Origin of the sequence: Nonomuraea harbinensis (assembly GCF_019396385.1) — a bacterium.
GTDB classification, from domain to species: Bacteria; Actinomycetota; Actinomycetes; order Streptosporangiales; family Streptosporangiaceae; genus Nonomuraea; species Nonomuraea ferruginea.
Genome location: NZ_JAHKRN010000044.1, coordinates 60235 through 78629 on the forward strand (window position 1 = coordinate 60235; position 18395 = coordinate 78629).

At 72.5% G+C, this 18395-nt stretch carries 19 protein-coding genes and 1 pseudogene; 9 read left to right on the plus strand and 11 right to left on the minus strand.

The genetic code is table 11. The features are described from left to right. Positions 1–51: 51 nt before the first annotated feature. Together KME79_RS33770 and KME79_RS33775 are read right to left on the minus strand one after the other, a co-directional pair. The gene (locus KME79_RS33770) at positions 52–1161 is read right to left on the minus strand and encodes a hypothetical protein (protein WP_148032134.1); all 1110 of its coding nucleotides are present in this window, start codon (positions 1159–1161) and stop codon (positions 52–54) included. Continuing rightward, positions 1149–2174, minus strand: a complete 1026-nt coding sequence (locus KME79_RS33775) for a helix-turn-helix domain-containing protein (protein WP_148032133.1) — start codon at positions 2172–2174, stop codon at positions 1149–1151. Before KME79_RS33775 ends, KME79_RS33770 begins: the two co-directional genes overlap by 13 nt. A 345-nt stretch (positions 2175–2519) precedes the next feature. Between KME79_RS33775 and KME79_RS33780 the strand changes: the two genes are divergently transcribed. Continuing rightward, positions 2520–2771 (plus strand): hypothetical protein, encoded by a 252-nt coding sequence (locus KME79_RS33780; RefSeq protein WP_148032132.1) that lies wholly within the window; start codon positions 2520–2522, stop codon positions 2769–2771. Between the two features lie 41 nt (positions 2772–2812). Here the strand turns inward: KME79_RS33780 and KME79_RS33785 are convergent, their stop codons facing one another. From KME79_RS33785 to KME79_RS33800, 5 genes and pseudogenes are all read right to left on the minus strand, one after another. Continuing rightward, positions 2813–3781, minus strand: coding sequence for an MsnO8 family LLM class oxidoreductase (locus KME79_RS33785; protein WP_219549111.1), 969 nt, complete (start codon positions 3779–3781; stop codon positions 2813–2815). Between the two features lie 148 nt (positions 3782–3929). Continuing rightward, on the minus strand, positions 3930–4700 hold the full coding sequence (locus KME79_RS45615) for a hypothetical protein (RefSeq protein WP_246640876.1): 771 nt from the start codon (positions 4698–4700) through the stop codon (positions 3930–3932). A gap of 226 nt (positions 4701–4926) precedes the next feature. Further along, positions 4927–5088, minus strand: a pseudogene (locus tag KME79_RS47205) (sigma factor); the annotation flags it as partial. Between the two features lie 75 nt (positions 5089–5163). Beyond that, positions 5164–6114 (minus strand): adenylate/guanylate cyclase domain-containing protein, encoded by a 951-nt coding sequence (locus KME79_RS33795; protein WP_261808617.1) that lies wholly within the window; start codon positions 6112–6114, stop codon positions 5164–5166. A gap of 46 nt (positions 6115–6160) precedes the next feature. Continuing rightward, positions 6161–6916, minus strand: coding sequence for a FadR/GntR family transcriptional regulator (locus tag KME79_RS33800; protein WP_148032128.1), 756 nt, complete (start codon positions 6914–6916; stop codon positions 6161–6163). An 86-nt stretch (positions 6917–7002) separates the two neighbouring features. Between KME79_RS33800 and KME79_RS33805 the strand changes: the two genes are divergently transcribed. Genes KME79_RS33805 through KME79_RS33840 form a run of 8 tightly spaced genes read left to right on the plus strand, consistent with a single transcriptional unit; the run spans position 7003 to position 15924 of the window. Next, entirely contained in the window at positions 7003–8505 is a 1503-nt protein-coding gene (locus tag KME79_RS33805; protein WP_219549115.1) for an ABC transporter substrate-binding protein, read from the plus strand. After that, positions 8502–9449, plus strand: coding sequence for an ABC transporter permease (locus KME79_RS33810; RefSeq protein ID WP_219549117.1), 948 nt, complete (start codon positions 8502–8504; stop codon positions 9447–9449). Before KME79_RS33805 ends, KME79_RS33810 begins: the two co-directional genes overlap by 4 nt. Then, on the plus strand, positions 9446–10279 hold the full coding sequence (locus tag KME79_RS33815) for an ABC transporter permease (RefSeq protein ID WP_219549119.1): 834 nt from the start codon (positions 9446–9448) through the stop codon (positions 10277–10279). Before KME79_RS33810 ends, KME79_RS33815 begins: the two co-directional genes overlap by 4 nt. Further along, on the plus strand, positions 10266–11186 hold the full coding sequence (locus tag KME79_RS33820) for an ABC transporter ATP-binding protein (RefSeq protein ID WP_219549121.1): 921 nt from the start codon (positions 10266–10268) through the stop codon (positions 11184–11186). Before KME79_RS33815 ends, KME79_RS33820 begins: the two co-directional genes overlap by 14 nt. Next, positions 11149–11949 (plus strand): ATP-binding cassette domain-containing protein, encoded by an 801-nt coding sequence (locus KME79_RS33825; protein ID WP_219549123.1) that lies wholly within the window; start codon positions 11149–11151, stop codon positions 11947–11949. Before KME79_RS33820 ends, KME79_RS33825 begins: the two co-directional genes overlap by 38 nt. Then, positions 11946–13127 carry a M20 family metallopeptidase gene (locus KME79_RS33830; RefSeq protein ID WP_308249154.1) on the plus strand — a complete coding sequence of 394 codons (1182 nt, stop codon included), beginning with the start codon at positions 11946–11948 and terminating at the stop codon, positions 13125–13127. Before KME79_RS33825 ends, KME79_RS33830 begins: the two co-directional genes overlap by 4 nt. Then, complete coding sequence (locus tag KME79_RS33835) at positions 13124–14473, plus strand: P1 family peptidase (protein WP_219549125.1); 1350 nt, start codon at positions 13124–13126, stop codon at positions 14471–14473. Before KME79_RS33830 ends, KME79_RS33835 begins: the two co-directional genes overlap by 4 nt. Positions 14474–14496: 23 nt before the next feature. Then, positions 14497–15924 carry an aldehyde dehydrogenase family protein gene (locus KME79_RS33840; protein ID WP_219549127.1) on the plus strand — a complete coding sequence of 476 codons (1428 nt, stop codon included), beginning with the start codon at positions 14497–14499 and terminating at the stop codon, positions 15922–15924. A gap of 39 nt (positions 15925–15963) precedes the next feature. Here the strand turns inward: KME79_RS33840 and KME79_RS33845 are convergent, their stop codons facing one another. The 4 genes from KME79_RS33845 to KME79_RS33860 form a co-directional block, all read right to left on the minus strand. Beyond that, positions 15964–16728 (minus strand): SDR family NAD(P)-dependent oxidoreductase, encoded by a 765-nt coding sequence (locus KME79_RS33845; RefSeq protein ID WP_219549129.1) that lies wholly within the window; start codon positions 16726–16728, stop codon positions 15964–15966. 13 nt (positions 16729–16741) lie between these two features. Beyond that, the gene (locus tag KME79_RS33850; protein ID WP_219549131.1) at positions 16742–17284 is read right to left on the minus strand and encodes a GNAT family N-acetyltransferase; all 543 of its coding nucleotides are present in this window, start codon (positions 17282–17284) and stop codon (positions 16742–16744) included. A 56-nt stretch (positions 17285–17340) separates the two neighbouring features. Next, on the minus strand, positions 17341–18066 hold the full coding sequence (locus KME79_RS33855; RefSeq protein WP_219549133.1) for a L,D-transpeptidase family protein: 726 nt from the start codon (positions 18064–18066) through the stop codon (positions 17341–17343). A 111-nt stretch (positions 18067–18177) separates the two neighbouring features. After that, the coding region (locus KME79_RS33860; protein ID WP_219549135.1) for a hypothetical protein at positions 18178–18395 on the minus strand (218 nt) is incomplete at its 5' end.

Genomic DNA, 18395 nt, shown 5'->3' on the forward strand with positions numbered 1-18395 from the left:
AGCTTATCGCGGTGATCTGTCACAAAAGGATGAAAGAGCTACGCCCGAGGGTCACGGCGCGCCCCGGCCGGGCGTGGCGAGATAACGCAACGCCTGCTCGACGGGCCTGCCGCGGGGCAGCAGTTCCACGAACTCCCGCCACACCTTGCTGTCGGCCCGCCACCTGTCGAGATATCCGAGACAGAGCTCGGGACTGATCAGGGCCAGCCGCCCGCGCGCGGCCTTGAGCGACTCTTCCATCCGCCGCCGCTCGTCCGGGCTCACCCGGGCCCGCGGCAGGCGGTCGAGGATGCTCTCGATGAACAGGCGGCGCCTGGCCAGGAACTCCGTCCAATGCCGCAGATCGGCCTCCCGCAGGGTCCTGCCCTCGTCGAGCAGCCAGAACACGCCCTCGGCCAGCACGTCGCCCGTCTCCTCCGCCCTGGCCCTCTCGGTCGTGCGGAACGGGTCGTAGGGCGCCTGCTTGACCAGGCCCGTGACGGCGAGCGGGCGCAGCCCGTCCTCTTTCAGCAGATAGAACCAGTCCTCGTTGTAGACGTCCGGGAAGAACGCGACGTCGCGCACCGTCTCCACGACCAGCGCGCCGCCGCCGACGAAGGTCTCCTGATGCCCGCCGACGGCGCGGAAGGCGTGGCACACGACCGAGTTGTCCGGGAATCCGCCGATCGACAGCCCGGCCGCGTCGAAGTCGTCGAGCAGCCCGGCCGCCCTGCGGAGGTCGTCAGGCGCTCCCACCTCGATGTCGTCGTCGAGGAACACGATGCGCTCCCAGCCGGCCATCCTGGCCAGCGCCAGCGCGAAATTGCGCTTGGCGGCCGTGTCGGTGTGCCGTCTCAGCCTCGGGGGGAGCGCGGTGGACGTCTCGAGCGCGGGCAGCCGCGCCGCCGACCTCGCCGTGAAGTCGATGGCGATCACGTCGGCGCCGGGAGCGGCCCCGGCCCGCACCCGCTCCGCGCTGGTCCACCTGCCGCTGCACAGCACGACCAGCGGGCAGCCCAGGACCTCCGCCAGATGGGAGGCGTGCCGGAGGTAACGGCTCGGGCGGGCGGTGGGCACCACGATCGCGTCGATCCTGGCCATGCCCGCGGGCGCGCCGGTCGCCTGGAGCAGATGCCGGTGGGAGGGATGGTGATGCGACGCCGGCGAGGTCAGCCGGGCCATTCGACCAGCCTCAGCTCGTCGAGCGTCCAGTCGGGGGTGATGACCTTGCCGTTGACGACGCGGACCTTGCTCAGCAGCGCGTAGGCCTCGTGGCCGCCGAAGCGCTCCTGGAGCCAGGCGGTGTTGCGGTCCCTGAACTTGACGTCGGTCAGGGCCCGCGCCACCCCGAGCGTGCCGCGACCGTACATGCCGTTGCAGATCGTGAGCGTGCACTCGGCGTTGTAGGGGTTCTCCCCCCGGTAGAACAGCGCCACGTCCTCGCGCAGCCGCCCGCCGCTCAGCTTGGGATGGAAACGCCGGTCCGAGGAGGAGAAGTAGGGGCCGTGCTCGCCGTCCCAGTCGTTCACCTGCTCGACCGGAAGCCCGAGGTCCTGGAAGACGTTGGTGGTCAGGTCGTTCCAGTCGACGCCGCCGAGCAGCACCAGATGTGAGGTGAGGTCGTCCGGCTCCAGCTCGTCCGGGGTGTGGCGGCGGACCTCGCTGGCAGGGTTGAAGGCGCGGATGTGGCCGTGCAGCTCGAAGAGCGCGTCGAGGTCGGCGTAGGTGTAGAGCTCGATGTGGTGCGGGTCGTCGGGATCGACGTAGGGCATGCGCGCCAGCCACTCCCCGGGAAGCCGCGCGCAGACGATGACGACCTGCTTGCCGTCGTCGAACTGCCACGGATTGACGACCGCGCTCGACGGTCTCTGGTCCAGGGCGGCCGAGCGCAGGTCGAGCAGCTCCTGCAGGAGCTTGTCGCGCAGCTGTGACTCCTCCGCGGTCAGCTCGTCCTCGGCGACCGGGACGAGGTCGTCGTCCCTGAGCGAGCGGCGGCTGCAGAAGATCAGCGCGTAGGCCTCCAGGCGGGAGACCGGCGGCACCTTGGGGTTGCCCTCGTTCTCCCACGACGAGATGAGGGGCACGCTGACGTTGAGCGCCTGGGCCAGCTGCGGCTGCTTGACTCTCCTGCCGGGCCACTGCTGAAGGCGCAGTTGCCGGAGCCGGTGCGCTAGGGCCTGGCCGGAATCCGCCATGAGGACACCCCCATCCGAGGTTCAACACCTTAAGTAAACCTCTACCCACTGCCGGGGGCGAGGGCATACACGCAGGCCAACGCCGAAACTTCGGGGCCGCATCGGCGAAGCGGCCATTCTAATCCACAACGACTTACCCAGGAGAGGGATTAATGCATCAAAGGGAGGGCAAGTCTTCAGTCAGGGGCTGAAGATTTACTGAAGTTCAGACGGGGATTCAGATGACGATCAGAGACCCTCCGGCGAGACCGCGCCGCCCGGGCGAGCATCCTCACGAACAGGCGTCACTCCCCGGAGTGCCGCACGCTCCAAGGCCCCTCGATGCCGAACCACAGGGACCCCACCATGTTCGTCACCTCTGCCCTTCCCGCACTCATGGAAACGATCGCCAGCCCTGAGGGCGTCGCGATGGCCCGCGGCCTCCTCTACCTCCTGGCCGTCCTCGCCGGCTGGACCGTGATCTCGGCCGTCCGCCGGCTCGGCAAGGTCGTCACCGCGCTGTTCCGCGCGTCCCTCATGGTCGTCGCGCTCGCCGCCGTCGGCACGGTCGCCGTCGTGCTCATCGCGCAGCTGGCGCTCATCCTGGAGCTCAGCTGACGGCCGTACGGTGAGATGGGCGCGAAGACGGCGCCCATCTCTCACGCCAGGGCGGCCAGCCGCCGGTACGACTCCAGGCGGTCGTCCAGGTCGTAGGTGTTCATCGTCACCAGGAACTCGTCGGCGCCCGTCACCGTCACCAGGTCGCGCAGCCGCGTCGCGACCTCGTCCGCCGTCCCGCTGATCTGGCCCTTGCGGGCGTCCTCCAGCAGCGCGCGCTCGCGCTCCGGCAGGTCCATCCGCAGGATCTCGCTGGGCGGGCGCAGCGGCGGGAACACGCCGCGGACCCGCGAGTGCGCCGTCGACCACGCCTCCGGCACCTGCAGCAGCGCCGCCCGCTCGGCGGTCTCGCCGACCGCGATGTTCGCCGCCACCATCACGTACGGCACCGCGCTCCACTCCGACGGCCGGAACGCGGCCCGGTAACGGGCGGCGGCCCCGGCCGGGGCTCCGCCGCCGATCACCAGGGGGAGGCCGTGTGCGGCGGCGAGGTCCGCGCCCGCGCCCATGGCCAGCACGAACACCTGCGGGCGCAGGCCCTCCGCCGGCAGCGCGTGCACCCCCGGGTACGCGTCCTGGGCGCCGGTGAAGAAGCCGAGCAGCTCCGCCAGCTGCCCGGAGAACCCGTCGGCGGCCTCCCTGCCCTGGCCGAGAGCCTTGCGGATGCCGCCGGTGAACCCCACCGACCGCCCCAGGCCCATGTCGATCCGCGCCGGGTGCAGCGACTCCAGCACGCCGAACTGCTCGGCCACCACCAGCGGCCGGTGGTTGGGCAGCATCACGCCGCCGGTGCCCACCCTGATGCGGGAGGTGGCCGCCGCGACGGCCGCCGCCAGCACGGTCGGCGCCGACCCCGCCACACCGGGGACGCTGTGGTGCTCCGACACCCAGAACCGGTGGTAGCCGAGCTTTTCGGCCTCGCGGGCGAAGCGCACGGTGTCGCGCAGCGCCGACGCGGGCGACTGCCCCTGCCGGACCAGCGAACGGTCGAGGATCGAGAGCGGTGTCATATCCCGGTGCAACAAGGGCGGGCGGGAAATGGTTCCTACTCGCCGTAGAGCCCGATCGACCAGCGGACGGGGCGGTCGGGGTGGCCGCCGTCCACGGTGATCCTCGCGGTCACCACGACCCGCTCACCGGGCCGCGCCTCATGCTCGCTCATCGCCGTCGGGAACACGCCGGACCGCCACACGCCGCAGCCGCTGCCGTGGCCCACCCCGCCGTCGACCGTGTCTCGAACCGGAGCCGCTCGGCGAGGTCGCCGGCGCAGATCTGGTCGAGGCCGAAGGACCGACCGGTGGCGTCGAACTCGAACCGCACGGTGTCGTCCGCCGGCCACATCCCGGGCCGCGCGTCGAGGAGCGGCCGGCCGCCGAGCCTGTCCGGCAGGTCCTTGACCGGCTCCGGCCGCACGGGCGCGTCCGGCGGCGTCCAGGCGTAGACGCCCAGCGTCCAGGTGCCCTCGGTCCGCGGCACGGGCCGGCACGTCCCGCCCTGCACCACGCAGGCCGTGCCGGCTGTGGTCGTGTCGAAGGTGACGCTCACCTCCCGGGCGCCGGTGGGCACCGTGAGCGGCTGGAGCGCCCGATTGGCCGAGCAGCGGCCGAAGCCGGGGCCGCTGGAGCGGCCGTCGACCGCGACGCGCACGCCGGTGTTCACCTGGAGGTCGCCCTCGCACACGGCCGCCACGTCGAGCCGCTCGCCGGTGACCGGCACCCGCACCGTCGCCCGGTCCGCGCCGCCCGCCCGGATCGTGGTGACCGCCACGCGCCGGTACGCGGTGCCGTCCGGGGCGGTGAACCGCTCGGGCAGCTTCGCCGCCGGCCGCACGGCGACGGTGGTCTCCGGCTCCGCCGGGCCGGGCATGACCGCCGCACCCAGCACCACGGCGGCGGCCACCGCCGCCCCCGCCGCCACGCCGGCCGTCACCCGTCTGCCCAGGCGGGCCCTGCGGACGCGCGCCAGGACCTGCTCGTGGCGCGACGGATTCGCCGGAGAAGGGCAGCCCGCGCACCGCGCGCCACAGCTCCGCCCGCTCCCCGGCGTCGTCATCCCGTACGGGGAAGTCCGGCAGGCTCGCGCTGGGCACCTCGGCCCGCCACCTGCGGCGCCACCAGGAGGTGTAGGTGGTGACCAGGACGCGGCGGACGTACGGCTCCGGCTCGTCCACCCGCGGCCAGGCGAACCACGCCTTGGTCAGCGACTCCTGCAGCAGGTCCTCGGCGAGGCCCCAGTCGCCGGTCAGCAGGTACGCGGTGCGTAACAGCCGGTCGGACCGGGCCACCACGAAGTCCTGAAATATGGCTCTATCCGCCACGGGATGCGCCTCCCCACCAGAGCGTTGCTGACGGTACAGACGCGATGGGACGACGACCCGGTTGCCCGGCGGCGCTCAGGCGCGGGTCACGGTGAACGGGACCAGCTCGCCGAGACCCCGGACCGACAGCCGGTCCACCGCCCTGAGCTGGAACGCCCGGTCGTCCTCCAGCTCCTCGGCCGCCTGCGGGTCCGCCAGGATCGTCCCCGGCAGGGCCAGCGCGGTCAGGCGGCTGGCCAGGTTGACGGTCGTGCCGAAGACGTCGCCCATGCGCCACACCACCGGCCCGGCCGCCAGGCCCACTCGCAGCTCCGGCATGCCCCGGCCCTTGGCGTGCGTCTCCACCAGCCGCAGCCCGATGTCGGCGGCCACGTGCGACTTGTCCGCCACGAACAGCACCGAGTCGCCCAGCGTCTTGACCACCCGGCCGCCGTGGGAGGTGACGATGTCGGCCGAGCGGCCCTCGAACCTGTCGACCAGCGCGGCCAGCTCGGTCTCGGTGATCTGCCTGCTCAGCCTGGTGAACCCGACCAGGTCGGCGAACCCGACCGTGACCCGTACGGCGCTGAGGTCCTGGACGGCGAGCCGTCCCGCTGCGGCGGCGAGCTGGCGCCGCCAGGCGTAGACCAGCAGCCCGGTCAGGTCGGGCACCACCCGCTCGGCCCGCCGGCGCCACGCCCTGGGCCGCTCGGCCAGCGGCACCCCCGCCTGGTCGAGCTCCTCGGCGCCCAGCTCGGCCTGCGACTCGGCCAGCCGGGCCGTCGCCCGCCCGAGTGAGCGGGCGATCAGCAGCATGTGCTCCTCGTCGTAGAGGCCGTCGCTGACCATGCCGAGCAGGGTCCTGAGCGCCTCGACGTCGGAGTCGGTGAACTCCACCGCGTCGTCGGCCACGTTCGCGAAGCCGAGCGCCCGCCAGAACCGCCGCGCGCGGTAGACCGGCACCCCTGCCATCTCGGCCACCTGGTGGCTGGTGTAGCGGCGGGGCTCGCGCAGGAACGCCTCGGCCACCGACTCCTCCCCAGCCACGGCTGCAACATAACACTCTTTACCCGGATTGCGCCGCCGGCACCATTCACTCTTCCAGCAGTGCGCGCAGCGCGGGGCGCTCGTCGGCCGGGACGTAGTCGACGTAGTAGTCGTACATCGTCTCCCGCGACAGCCGGGCCGCCAGCGGCCCGTCGCCGGCGCGCACGGCGTCGAGCACCTCCTCGTGGTGCCGGATGCTGCGCCGCATGAGCGCCACCCGGTCGTCCGACGAGGCGATCTTGCCCGCTATCAGGTTGAGCACGATCGAGCGGACCACGCCGGTGCTGATCTCGATGAGCTTGTTGCGCGAGGCCCGCGCCACCGCGTCGTGGAAGGCCACGTCGGCGGCGCTGAACTCGTCGTAGCTGACCTCGGCGGCCCGGCGCATCCGCTCGATGGCCGCGTCCATCTCGGCGAGCTGCTCGTCGGTGCGCAGCCGCGCCGCGAGCAGGTTGGCCGACGCGTCCAGCACCATCCTGAACTGCACCAGCTCGCCCAGCGACAGCTCGTCCACCCGGGCGAGCGTGGTCATCGACTTGTGCAGCGCGGCGGGCGAGAACGGCTGCACCTCGGCGCCGTTGGGATCCCCGGGCCGCGACTGGACCAGCCCGCGCGCCTGCAGCACGCGCAGCGCCTCACGCACCGTGGAGCGGCTCACCGAGAACTGCGCCATGAGATCGCGCTCGCTCGGCAGCCGCTGGCCCGGCGTGAGCGCCCCCGTCTCGACGGCCTCCTCGATCTGCTCCACGATCCGCTCGTAAGCGCGTACGGTCCGCACCGGCTCGAACCGTGGACCACCCATTGAAGCCCCCTTGACCTGAGCCGTAGCGGACTGGCAATGTGCAGCCTACTGGTCAGACCAGTGCACTAGCCAGGAGGCTGAAGGACATGAGGCGAATCGGGACCTGGATCGCCGCGGGCGGTCTCCTGTTGAGCATCGCCGCCTGCGGCGGAGGCGGCGGATCCGAGACCGCGGGCGGCGAGCAGCAGGCCCCCCAGGCGCAGACGTTGTCGGTCGGGTTCGTGGCCGAGCCGGCCAACCTCGACTTCACCTCGACCGAGGGCGCCGCCATCCCGCAGGCGCTGCTGGTGAACGTCTACGAGGGCCTGGTCAAGCTCGACCAGGACGGCAAGATCGTCCCGCTGCTGGCCGAGAAGTGGGAGGTCTCGGACGATCTGAAGACCTACACCTTCACCCTGCGGCCTGACGTGAAGTTCACCAACGGCGCGGCCTTCACCGCCGACGACGTGGTCTTCTCGTTCGAGCGGCTGAAGAGCGACTGGAAGCTGAAGATCACCTCCCAGCTCGACGTGGTGGAGAAGGTGGAGAAGAAGGACGACGCCACCGCGGTCGTCACGCTCTCCAAGCCGAGCAACAGCTTCCTCTACACGATCGCCACCCGGCTCGGCGCGATGTTCAGCCGCACCGGCGTCTCCGACCTGGCCAACACCCCTGTCGGCACCGGCCCGTACAAGCTGGGCGAGTGGCGGCGCGGCGACCACATCCGCCTCGACTCCAACGACGGCTACTGGGGCACCAAGCCGCAGATCGGGTCCGTGACGCTGAAGTACTTCAAGGACGCCACGGCGATGAACAACGCGCTGCTGACCGGCGGCATCGACGTCATCTCCGCGGTCCAGGCGCCCGAGTCGCTGCAGCAGTTCGCCGACCCCAACCGGTTCGAGACCATCGAGGGCACCACCAACGGCGAGGTCGTGCTGTCCATGAACAACGGCCGGCCGCCGTTCGACGACAAGAAGGTGCGCCAGGCCGTCCGCCACGCCATCGACCACCGGGCGCTGCTCGACACCGCCTGGGCCGGGCGCGGCCAGCTGATCGGCTCGATGGTGCCGCCGACCGACCCGTGGTACGAGGACCGCACCGGCGACTACCCGTACGACGTCGCCAAGGCCAAGGAACTGCTGGGCGGCAAGACGTACGACGTGAAGATGCGCATCCCGAACCTGCCGTACGCGGTCGCCAGCGCGCAGGTCGTCAAGTCGCAGCTGGCCCAGGTCGGCATCAACGCCGAGATCGAGCCGCTGGAGTTCCCGGCCCGCTGGCTGGACTCGGTGTTCACCAAGGCCGACTACGACCTGTCGATCATCAACCACGTCGAGCCTCGCGACATCCGCATCTTCGCCGACAAGTCCTATTACTTCCGCTACGACAACCCCGAGTTCGGCAAGCTGCTCGCCGCCGCCGACGAGGGCACCGAGCAGGAGCAGACCGACAACTACAAGGCGGCGGCCAAGCTGCTGTCCGAGGACGCCGCGGCCGACTTCCTGTTCGGCTTCCCGAACCTGATCGTGGCGAAGAAGGGCGTGACCGGCCTGCCGAAGAACGCCATCTCCGAGTCCTTCGACTTCACCGGTCTCGCCAAGCAGTGATCCTGTACCTGCTGAAGAGGGCCGCGGTGTTCGTCCTGAGCGCCGCGGTCGCCGGTGTGCTGGTGTTCTCGTTCATGGCCGTGCTGCCGGGCGACCCCGCCGAGGTGGCGCTGGGCGTGAACGCGACCCCCGAGGCGGTGGCCGAGCTGCGCAAGCAGTTCGGCACGGACCGGCCGGCGGCGGCCCAGTTCTTCGACTGGTTCGGCGGGCTGGCCACCGGCGACTTCGGCACCTCGTACGTGACCAGCTCCCCGATCGGGGAGCAGATCAACGACCGGCTGGGCGTCACCGCCGTGCTGGTGGGCGGCGGCATGCTCGTGGCCCTGCTGATCGCGGTGCCGGCCGGCACGTTCGCCGCCGTGCACCACCGCAACCCGCTCGGCGTCGCCATCAGCGCTTTCAGCCAGGTGGGCATCGCGATCCCGGCGTTCCTGGCGGGCATCCTGCTGGTGTTCGTGTTCGCGGTGCAGGCCCAGGTGCTGCCGTCGGGCGGTTACGTGCCGCTGGCCGAGGACCCCGTCGAGTGGTTCCGCGGCCTGCTGCTGCCGTGGCTGTCGCTCGGCCTCGTGCAGGGCGCGGTGCTCACCCGCTACGTCCGCTCCGCCGTGCTGGACGTGATGCGCGAGGACTTCCTGCGCACCGCCCGCGCCAAGGGACGCGGCCGGATGGGCGCGCTGTGGCGGCACGGGCTGCGCAACGCCTCCGTCCCGGTGGTGACCGTGCTCGGCCTGCAACTGGCCACGCTGCTCATCGGCGCGGTCGTGGTGGAGCGGGTGTTCGTCATCCCCGGCCTGGGCGACCTGCTGCTGAACGCCGTCGCGGGCCGCGACCTGCTGCTCGTCCAGGGCGTCGTCATGGTCCTGGTGCTGGCCGTCCTGCTGATCAACTTCCTGGTCGACGTGGCCTACGCGGCGCTCGACCCCCGGCTGCGGGGGGCACGATGAAGGGCCGGCTGAACGCGAGCCTCGTCAGCGGCGCCGTCCTCGTCGGGCTGGTCGTGGCGATGGCGCTGGTGTCGTTCGTGTGGACGCCGCACGACCCGGTGCTCGTCGACGCGGGCAACAAGCTGCACGGCCCCGGCGACGGCTACCTGCTGGGCGCCGACAAGTTCGGCCGCGACACCTTCAGCCAGCTCATGGTGGGCGCGCGCACCACCCTCTACGTCGGCATCGTGGCCGTCGGCATCGCCGCGCTGATCGGCACGCCGCTCGGCGTGATCGCCGGCATGACCCGCTGGCGCTGGCTGTCGGAGCTCGTCATGCGGGCCAACGACCTGGTGTTCGCGTTCCCCGCGCTGCTGCTGGCCGTCATGCTCGGCGCCGTGTACGGGGCCGGCACGCTCACCGCGATGATCGCCATCGGGGTGGCGACGGTGCCCGCCTTCGCCCGGGTCGCCCGCGCCGCGACCATGCAGGTCATGGTGACCGACTACATCCTCGCCGCCCGCGCCGCCGGCCGCCGCCGCCTTCCCGTGGCGTTCCGGCACGTGCTGCCGAACATCGGCTCGATGCTGATCGTGCAGGCGTCGGTGTCGTTCGCCATCGCCATCCTGGCCGAGGCCGCGCTGTCGTTCCTCGGCTTCGGCACCCGCCCGCCCACCCCGTCGTGGGGGCGCATGCTGCAGGAGTCGCAGGAGCTGCTGTTCTCCACGCCGCGCCTGGCCCTGTGGCCCGGCCTGGCCATCGCGCTGGCCGTGCTCGGCTTCAACCTGCTCGGCGACGGCCTGCGCGACTACCTCGACCCCAAGCTCAGGAGGATCCGTGCTGAGCGTTGAGGGCCTCACCGTGCGGGCGCACGCGGCCGAGCTCGTGCACGACGTGTCGTTCCGGATCGGGCCCGGCGAGCGGGTCGGCCTCATCGGCGAGTCCGGCTCCGGCAAGTCGCTGACCGCGCTGTCGCTGATGGGCCTGCTGCCCGAGGGCGTCACCGCCGCCGGGCGGGCCCGCCTGCGCGACCGCGACCTGGTCGGCGTGCCCGAGTCGCGGCTGAAGGACCTGCGCGGCCGGGCCATGTCCATGGTGTTCCAGGAGCCGATGACCGCGCTCAACCCGCTCATGCGGGTCGGCGCCCAGGTCGCCGAGGTCATGACCCTGCACGGGAAGCCACGCGAGCGGGCCCGCGCCCGCGCCGTCGAGCTGCTCGGCCGGGTCCGCCTGCCCAGCCCCGAACAGGTCGCGCGCGCCTACCCGCACCAGCTCTCCGGCGGCCAGCGCCAGCGCGTCATGCTCGCCATCGCCCTCGCCAACGAGCCCGAGCTGCTCATCTGCGACGAGCCCACCACCGCGCTCGACGTCACCGTGCAGAAGCAGATGCTCGACCTCATCGCCGAGGTGGCGCCCGCGCTGCTGTTCATCACCCACGACCTGGCCGTGGTCGCCTCCGTCTGCGAGCGCGTCCTGGTCATGTACGGGGGACGCGTCGTGGAGAGCGGCCCGATCCGCGAGGTGTTCACCAGGCCCCGCCACCGCTACACCGAAGGCCTGCTGGCCGCCTCCAAGCTGACGCCGCGCGGCACCCGCCTGCCCACGATCAAGGGCAGCGTCCCGCCCGCCGGCCGGTTCCCCGGCGGATGCGTCTTCCGCAACCGCTGCCCGCACGCCGACGTGACGTGTGAGAAAGTCCCGGCGCTGACAGGAGAGGGCCATGCCCACGCATGCTGGCACCCCGCTGATCGAGGTTAGCCACCTCACCCGCGTCTACCAACGGCCCCGCACCTCGCTCACCAAGCCGGGCGGAGCCGTGCACGCGCTGCGCGGCGTGTCGCTGACCGTGCACAAGGGCGAGCGGTTCGGCATCGTCGGCGAGTCCGGCTCCGGCAAGTCCACGCTGCTGCGGCTGCTGTGCGGGCTCGACAAGCCCACCGCCGGCTCCATCCGGTTCGACGGCCAGGAGATCACCGGCCTGCCCGAACGGCGGCTGCGCTTCCTGCGCCACAGCCTGCAGATCGTGTTCCAGGACCCGATGAGCTCGCTCGACCCGCGCATGCGCGTCCGCGACCTGGTCGCCGAGCCGCTCGTCGCGCTCGGCGAGCCCGTCGGCGGCCGGGTGGCCGAGCTGCTCGACGAGGTCGGGCTGCCCGCCTCCGCCGCCGACCGCTACCCGCACCAGTTCTCCGGCGGCCAGCGCCAGCGCATCGCCATCGCCCGCGCGCTCGCCCCCCGGCCCAAGGTGCTCGTCGCCGACGAGCCCGTCAGCGCGCTCGACGTGTCCGTACGCGGGCAGATACTCAACCTGATGGCCGACCTCGTCGACGAGCACGGCCTCACCCTCGTCTTCGTCTCGCACGACCTGTCCGTCGTCCGCCACGTGTGCGAGACGGTCGCCGTCATGAACGACGGTGAGATCGTGGAGACCGGCGCCGTCGACGACATCTGGATCGAGCCGAGCCACCCCTACACACGGGCGTTGCTGCAGGCCGTACCCACCCTGGAGGGATTGCTGTGATCGAAGTGGACGCGCAGGGCGTCGTCGAGTTCACCCGGGCGCTGGTCCGCGTCCCGAGCACCAACGACCCGGCGCGCGGCCGCGACGAGCAGCCCGCCGCCGACCTGGTGGCCGCCAGGATGCGCGAGTGGGGCTGGGAGCCGGTCGTGTACGAGGCCGCCCCCGGCAGGCCGAACGTGGTCGCCGTGGTCGAGGGCGGCGGCGGCGACGGGCCCACCCTGATGTTCGAGGGCCACACCGACGTCGTCACCGAAGGCGACCTGTCGGAGTGGACCGTGGACCCGTTCGGCGGCGAGATCCGCGACGGCAAGCTGTGGGGGCGCGGCAGCGCCGACATGAAGTCCGGCCTGGCCGCCACGCTCTACGCCACCCGCGCGCTGCAGCTCGCTGGACCGTTCCCGGGCCGGATCAAGGTGTGCGCGCTGGCCGACGAGGAAGGGCTCATGATCGGCGCCCACCACTTCGTCGACCAGGGCCTGGCCGCCGACGTCGACGGCGCCATCGTGGCCGAGCCCGAGGCCGGCGAGATCTGCGCCGTCGCCAAGGGCGCGCTGCGGCTGCGCGTCGACTTCACCGGCAAGATGGCGCACGGCGCGATGCCGCAGCACGGCCGCAACCCCGTCCAGGCCGTCGGCGCGCTGCTCACCGGCCTGCGCGAGCTCCAGGCCGAGCTGCAGAAGCGCTTCCCCGCCCACGAGCACCTGGGCGAGGTGTACGTGACCCCGACCGTGGTCCGGGCCGGCAGCGAGGAGCAGGTCAACGTCATCCCCGCCACCGCGTCCGTCTTCGTCGACGTGCGCACCATCCCCGGCGTCGGCCACCAGGACGTGGCCGGCCGGGTGGCCGAGCTGGCCGCCTGGGACGGGATCGCGTCCGAGGTGAGCATCCTGGTGGACCGGCCGCCGGTGGACGTGCCCGTCTCCGACCCGGTGGTGGCCGCGCTGGCCGCCGCGCACCGCGACGTCACCGGTGAGGAGCCCGTCTACGGCGGCGTCCCCGGCTCCACCGACGGCACCGTGCTCACCCACTGGGGCGGCGTCCCGTCCGTCGTGTACGGTCCGGGCGGCAAGTGGATCGCCCACCAGGCGGACGAGTACGTCGAGGTGGACGAGATCGTCCGCTGCACCCGGGTGTTCGCCGAGGCGGCCAGGCGCTTCCTCACCCGGAACCTGACGTGACACCGGGTGCCACCAACTCCCTGCTGGACGTGGCCGGCCTGCGCGTCGGCCACCACCACAGGGCGGGCGGCGGCTACCGGACCGGGACCACCGTCGTGCTGGCCCCCTCGGGCGGCATGGTCGCCGGGGTCGACGTCCGCGGCGCCGCCCCCGGCACCCGCGAGACCGAGCTCCTCGACCCGCGCAACCTCGTGGAACGCGTCCACGCCATCGTCCTGACCGGCGGCAGCGCGTACGGCCTCAGCGCGGCCTGCGGCGTCATGTCCCGCCTCGCCGACGCCGGCGTCGGCTTCCCCGTCGAGGGCGGCGTCGTCCCCATCGTCCCCGCCGCCGTCATCTACGACCTCGGCCGCGGCGGCGCCTTCCGCGCCACCCCGGACGCCGCCTTCGGCGAAGCCGCCCACGACGCCGCACTCCACCCCGCTCCCTCTCTCACGGCGACCCCGGCCACCGGCGTCACGCCGGCCCGCCCGGCCGCCCCCGTCACGGGCCACGGCACCCTGCACGCCGCGCCCGGCGCTTCTCCCTCCGCGCGGGCCTCCTCGGCCGCCGACGTCGAGCCGGCCGGTACGAGCGGTGTCGCGCCTGCCGGCCCCGCCGGTGGTCCGTACGTCGCGTCAGGCGGCGCTGCTGTGTCCGCGCGGGGCTCCTTCACCCCGGCCTCGGCCGCCGATGGCGAGGCGGGCGCCGCGTCTGGAGGGGCGTGCGGGGAGAGCGCGGCGGGGCATGTGAGCGGGTCCGTCGGCGCGGGCGCGGGTGCGGTGGCCGGAGGGCTGGCCGGCGGGGTGGGGACCGCGAGCGTGGTCCTGCCCTCCGGGGCCACCGTCGCCGCGCTGGCTGTGGTGAACGCCGCCGGATCGGTCCTCGATCCAGGAAGCGGCGCCCTGGCCGGGGCCAGGTACGGGCTGCCCGGCGAGTTCGACCACCTGCGGGAGCCGAGCGCCGAGGAGACCGCCGCGTGGCGGCCGTCCGGGGTGACCTCGCTGAACACCACGATCGGCGTCGTCGCCACCGACCTGACGCTCACCAAGGCGCAGTGCGCCAAGCTGGCCGCCGTCGCGCACGACGGCCTGGCCCGCGCCATCCGTCCCGCGCACACCATGGTCGACGGCGACACGATCTTCGCCGTCGCCACCTGCGCCCTGCCCGAGCCGGGGGGCGAGCAGCGGGTGTTCGGGGAGCGGGCCGGGGAGGACGAACCGCCGGGCGCCGAGCTGCACGATCTGCTCGCCGCCGGGGCCGACGTGTTCAGCCGGGCCGTGGCGCACGCCGTGCTGGCCGCCACCGGCAGGGAGGGCGCGCCGGCCTATCTCGACGTGTTCCCGAGCGCGATGCGTACGTCATGAAGCACACCAAGGGGGATCAAAGCGTGAAATATCAGGATGCGTGGCCGTCCGGGCTGCCCATCGGCGACGGATGGGTCGAACCGGCCGCCGAAGCCGACGTGATCTTCCCGTACGACGGCTCGGTGGTGATGCCCGCCCCCGTCGGGGACGCGAAGCTGGCCGCGCGGGCGGTCGAGGAAGCGCTCGCGGTCGCGCCCGCGATGGCGGCGCTGCCGTCGCACGCCCGCCGCCGCGCCCTCATGGCCGCGCACGACGCGCTGGCCGAGCGGCGCGAGGAGGTCGAGCGGCTGCTCGTGCTGGAGACCGGCAAGCCGCTCGTCGACTGCCGGGTCGAGGTGGCGCGCACCCTGGTCACGCTGGTCACGGCCGCCGAGGAGGTGGCCAGGCTGCACGGCGAGACCGTGCCGCTGGACCTGCTGCCCGCGGGGGAGGGCCTGATCGGGTTCTGGACGCGGCGGCCGATCGGGGTGGTGGTCGGCATCACCGGGTTCAACTACCCGCTGCTGCTGGCCGCCCACAAGATCGCGCCCGCGGTGGCCGCGGGGTGCCCGGTGATCGTCAAGCCCGCCCCGGCGACGCCGCTGGCCACGCTCTGGCTGGTGCACCTGCTGCGCGAGTCCGGCGCGCTGCCGCCGGCGGCGGTGCAGCTCGTCACCGGCGACGTCGAGGTGGGCCGGACGCTGGTCGAGGACCGGCGGATCGGCGCCGTCTCGTTCACCGGCTCGGCCGCGGCCGGGCACGCCATCGCCCGCAACGCCGCCCCCACGAAGGTGCTGCTCGAACTCGGCTCGAACGCCGCCCTCGTGGTGGCCGCCGACGCCGACCTGGAGGCCGCCGCCGACGCGGTGGTGCGCGGCGGCTACTACGCCTCCGGCCAGGCGTGCATCTCGGTGCAGCGGGTGCTCGTCGAGGAGCCGGTGGCGGCGCGGTTCCGGGAGCTGCTGGCCGCACGGATGAAGGACGTGGTGGTGGGCGACCCGCGGCTGCCCGAGACCCGGGTGGCGCCGCTCATCGACCCGGCCGCCTCCGACCGGGTGCTCGACTGGGTCGCCTCCTCCGGGGCCGAGGTGGTGACGGGCGGCGTGCGCGACGGCCGCGCCATCGCGCCCACGCTGCTGGCCGGCGTGCCCGACGGGGCCGCCGCCTGGGACGAGGAGATCTTCGGTCCCGTCGTGTGCGTGCGCCCGGTGCCCGACCTGGAGGCCGCCTTCGCCGCGGTCAACGCCTCCCGGTACGGGCTGCACGCCTCCGTGTTCACCCGCTCGCTGGCCACCGCCTTCGCCGCGATCGAGCGGATCGAGGCCGGGGGAGTGGTGGTCAACGAGGTGCCGGGCTTCCGCGCCGACAACATGCCGTACGGGGGCGTCAAGGACTCCGGCGTCGGCCGGGAGGGCCCGCGGTTCGCGATCGAGGAGCTCACCGTGACCCGGATGGCCATCATCCGCCCCTGAGGACGGATGACAGGCGTCCGGCGGGCTCCTGGTCCGCCGTCAGTTGGGCGGGTCGAAGCGGCCGTCCACCGCCGTCCAGCCGCCGTCGACGTACAGCACCGAGCCGGTCACGAAGCTGGCGGCGTCGCCGGCCAGGTAGACGACCGCGCCCGCCAGCTCCCCGGCGGTGGCCCAGCGGCCCAGCGCGCTCTTGGCCGCGTACGCCCCGTACCAGCCGGGGTCGTCCTTGATCTGCTTGGTGAGCGGCGTCTCCACCACGCCGGGCGCGATCGCGTTCACGCGCACGCCGTGCGGCCCGAACTCGGCCGCCGCGGTGCGCAGCAGCTGCACCAGCCCGGCCTTGGTGGCCGAGTAGACGCCCTGGCCGGGCTCGGTGACGGCGGCGCGGATGGAGGCGAAGCCGATGATGGACCCGCGGCCGCGCGCCACCATGCCCGCGCCGAACGCGCGGACCACCTCGAACGAGGCCTTCAGGTTGAGGTCGACGACCCGCTGGAACTCCTCGGCCGTGTAGTCCAGCAGCCGCTTGCGCACGTTGGTGGCCGCGGTGAACACCACCACGTCCGCCTCAAGCTCGGCGCCCGCGGCGTGCACGGCCGCGCCGTCCAGCACGTCGAGCGCCAGGGACGTGCCGCCGCAGCGGGACGCCGTCTCCTCGGCGGAGGGCAGGTCGCGGTCCGCGCACACCACCGTCGCGCCGTGCGCGGCCAGCGCCAGCGCCGCCTCCCTGCCGATGCCGCTGCCCGACCCGATGACCACCGCACGCCGCCCGTCCAGGCGGAACAACCCCTCGTATGCCTTCATGGCAGCACCTTAGTCACTGGTCAGACCAGTACACCAGGTGGTGTCGCGCCTCCCACTCCTCCCGGAGCAGCTCGTACTCGACCTCGCCCTGCTCCGCGCCGTCGATCGGGTCCTCCCAGTCCTCCCAGAAGGTGCGTACGTGCCGCAGCCCGCACTTCTCCATGACCCGGCGCGAACCCAGGTTCACCGCCATCGTCTGGGCGTAGACGCGGCGCGCGCCCAGCTCGGCGAACGCCCGCTCGATCAGCCGCAGCGACCCCTCGGTCGCGTACCCGCGTCCCCAGGACTCCCGGCGCAGCCGGTAACCCAGCTCCAGCTCGCCCTCGCCGCCCGGCCGCAGGTGGAACCAGCCGATGAAGGCGCCGGTGCGCCGCTCCTCGGCGGCGAAGAACCCCGACGCCATGAACCGGGGGAGCGTCTCGCGCACGATCGTCTCGCGCGGCGTCGGCCTGCCGCCGTTGAGGAAGCGCATGACGTCGCGGTCGTTGTGCAGGCGGACGAGCTCGCCGGCGTCGTCCATCGTGAAGGGGCGCAGGATGAAGCGTTCCGTGTCCATCCGGCACACGGTAATCGCCGGTCCCGCGCCCCTCGACGGGTTTTCGGCGCGGCGGCCTAGCCCTTCAGCTTGTGGCCCTGCCTGACGTACACCGGCTCCCCGATGGTCACCATCCGGTAGAGACGGTCGGCTATCGACATGGGGAGGCGCACACAGCCGTGGGAGCCGGGCCACGACGGCACCTTCCGGCCGCCGTGGATCGCCACCCCGCCCACGAAGTACAGCGAGTTGTACATCGAGCCCAGCGGGCCCGTCGTCCAGCCGGGCGCGCGCTTGTAGACGCGGAAGTCGCCGATCGGGGTGATGGCGACGCGGCAGCGGCCGCCCTGGCAGAACCGCACCCCGGCGCCCGTCGAGGTGTGCGAGATGAGCACCGGCCGGCCGCGGCGGTAGACGGTCAGGAGCTGGCGGCGCAGGTCGATCTCGACCCGGTTGGCCGACCCGGTCTTCACCAGCGGGCGCACCTTCCTGGGCCGGGTCAGCCTCCGCCACACGTCGGTGTCGACGATGTTCGCGGCCTGCATGCCCTGGCTCTTCCTGAACGCCCACACCGCGAAGCGGGTGTCCTTGTCGTAGCTGCCGGTCGCCTTGGTGAACAGGTAGCCCATCTGGCGCAGCCGCTGCTGGAGCCACCTGACGTCCTCGCCGCGGTCTCCGGGCCGCAGGTCGATCTCCTCGTCCTCGCCCCAGCCGTCGTCGGCCGCCGCCGGGGAGATGAAAGGGGCGGCCGTCGGGAGAGCGAGGCACAGGACGAGCGCGAGAATGCGGCAGGCGTTGATCACGGAGTTAACGTATCCCTTGTTAGGAAATGGTGATCCCGCCGGAGGGTCTCATTCTGTAAAGAGCAGGCCAGGACAAATTCGGACATTTTGGGTCGCCTTCTTTTTGGTTCCCTAGAATGGCGTTTTTTTGAACCGGTATTGCTGAGTGGCGAGATAGTCCTGCTTCGCGGCAAGGGTATGTTCGCGGCTGTCGCGAGGCGTTTCAGAGCCCGCTTCCAGATCGATGAACCATGAACGGAAACCATCGCCCATGAACATTGCAAGCCGTATCCGCTCCGGCAGGCGGGTCGCCGGTCTCGCGCTGGCGGCGGCCGCCGCCGGAGCGACGC

Bases quoted from the DNA above. Each gene is read 5' to 3' on its own strand.
- KME79_RS33815 (WP_219549119.1), top strand. From the start codon at position 9,446: ATGAAGGGCCGGCTGAACGCGAGCCTCGTCAGCGGCGCCGTCCTCGTC.
- KME79_RS33850 (WP_219549131.1), bottom strand. From the start codon at position 17,284: ATGGACACGGAACGCTTCATCCTGCGCCCCTTCACGATGGACGACGCC.
- KME79_RS33805 (WP_219549115.1), top strand. From the start codon at position 7,003: ATGAGGCGAATCGGGACCTGGATCGCCGCGGGCGGTCTCCTGTTGAGC.
- KME79_RS33775 (WP_148032133.1), bottom strand. From the start codon at position 2,174: ATGGCGGATTCCGGCCAGGCCCTAGCGCACCGGCTCCGGCAACTGCGC.
- KME79_RS33845 (WP_219549129.1), bottom strand. From the start codon at position 16,728: ATGAAGGCATACGAGGGGTTGTTCCGCCTGGACGGGCGGCGTGCGGTG.
- KME79_RS33780 (WP_148032132.1), top strand. From the start codon at position 2,520: ATGTTCGTCACCTCTGCCCTTCCCGCACTCATGGAAACGATCGCCAGC.
- KME79_RS33825 (WP_219549123.1), top strand. From the start codon at position 11,149: ATGCCCACGCATGCTGGCACCCCGCTGATCGAGGTTAGCCACCTCACC.
- KME79_RS33800 (WP_148032128.1), bottom strand. From the start codon at position 6,916: ATGGGTGGTCCACGGTTCGAGCCGGTGCGGACCGTACGCGCTTACGAG.
- KME79_RS33785 (WP_219549111.1), bottom strand. From the start codon at position 3,781: ATGACACCGCTCTCGATCCTCGACCGTTCGCTGGTCCGGCAGGGGCAG.
- KME79_RS33770 (WP_148032134.1), bottom strand. From the start codon at position 1,161: ATGGCCCGGCTGACCTCGCCGGCGTCGCATCACCATCCCTCCCACCGG.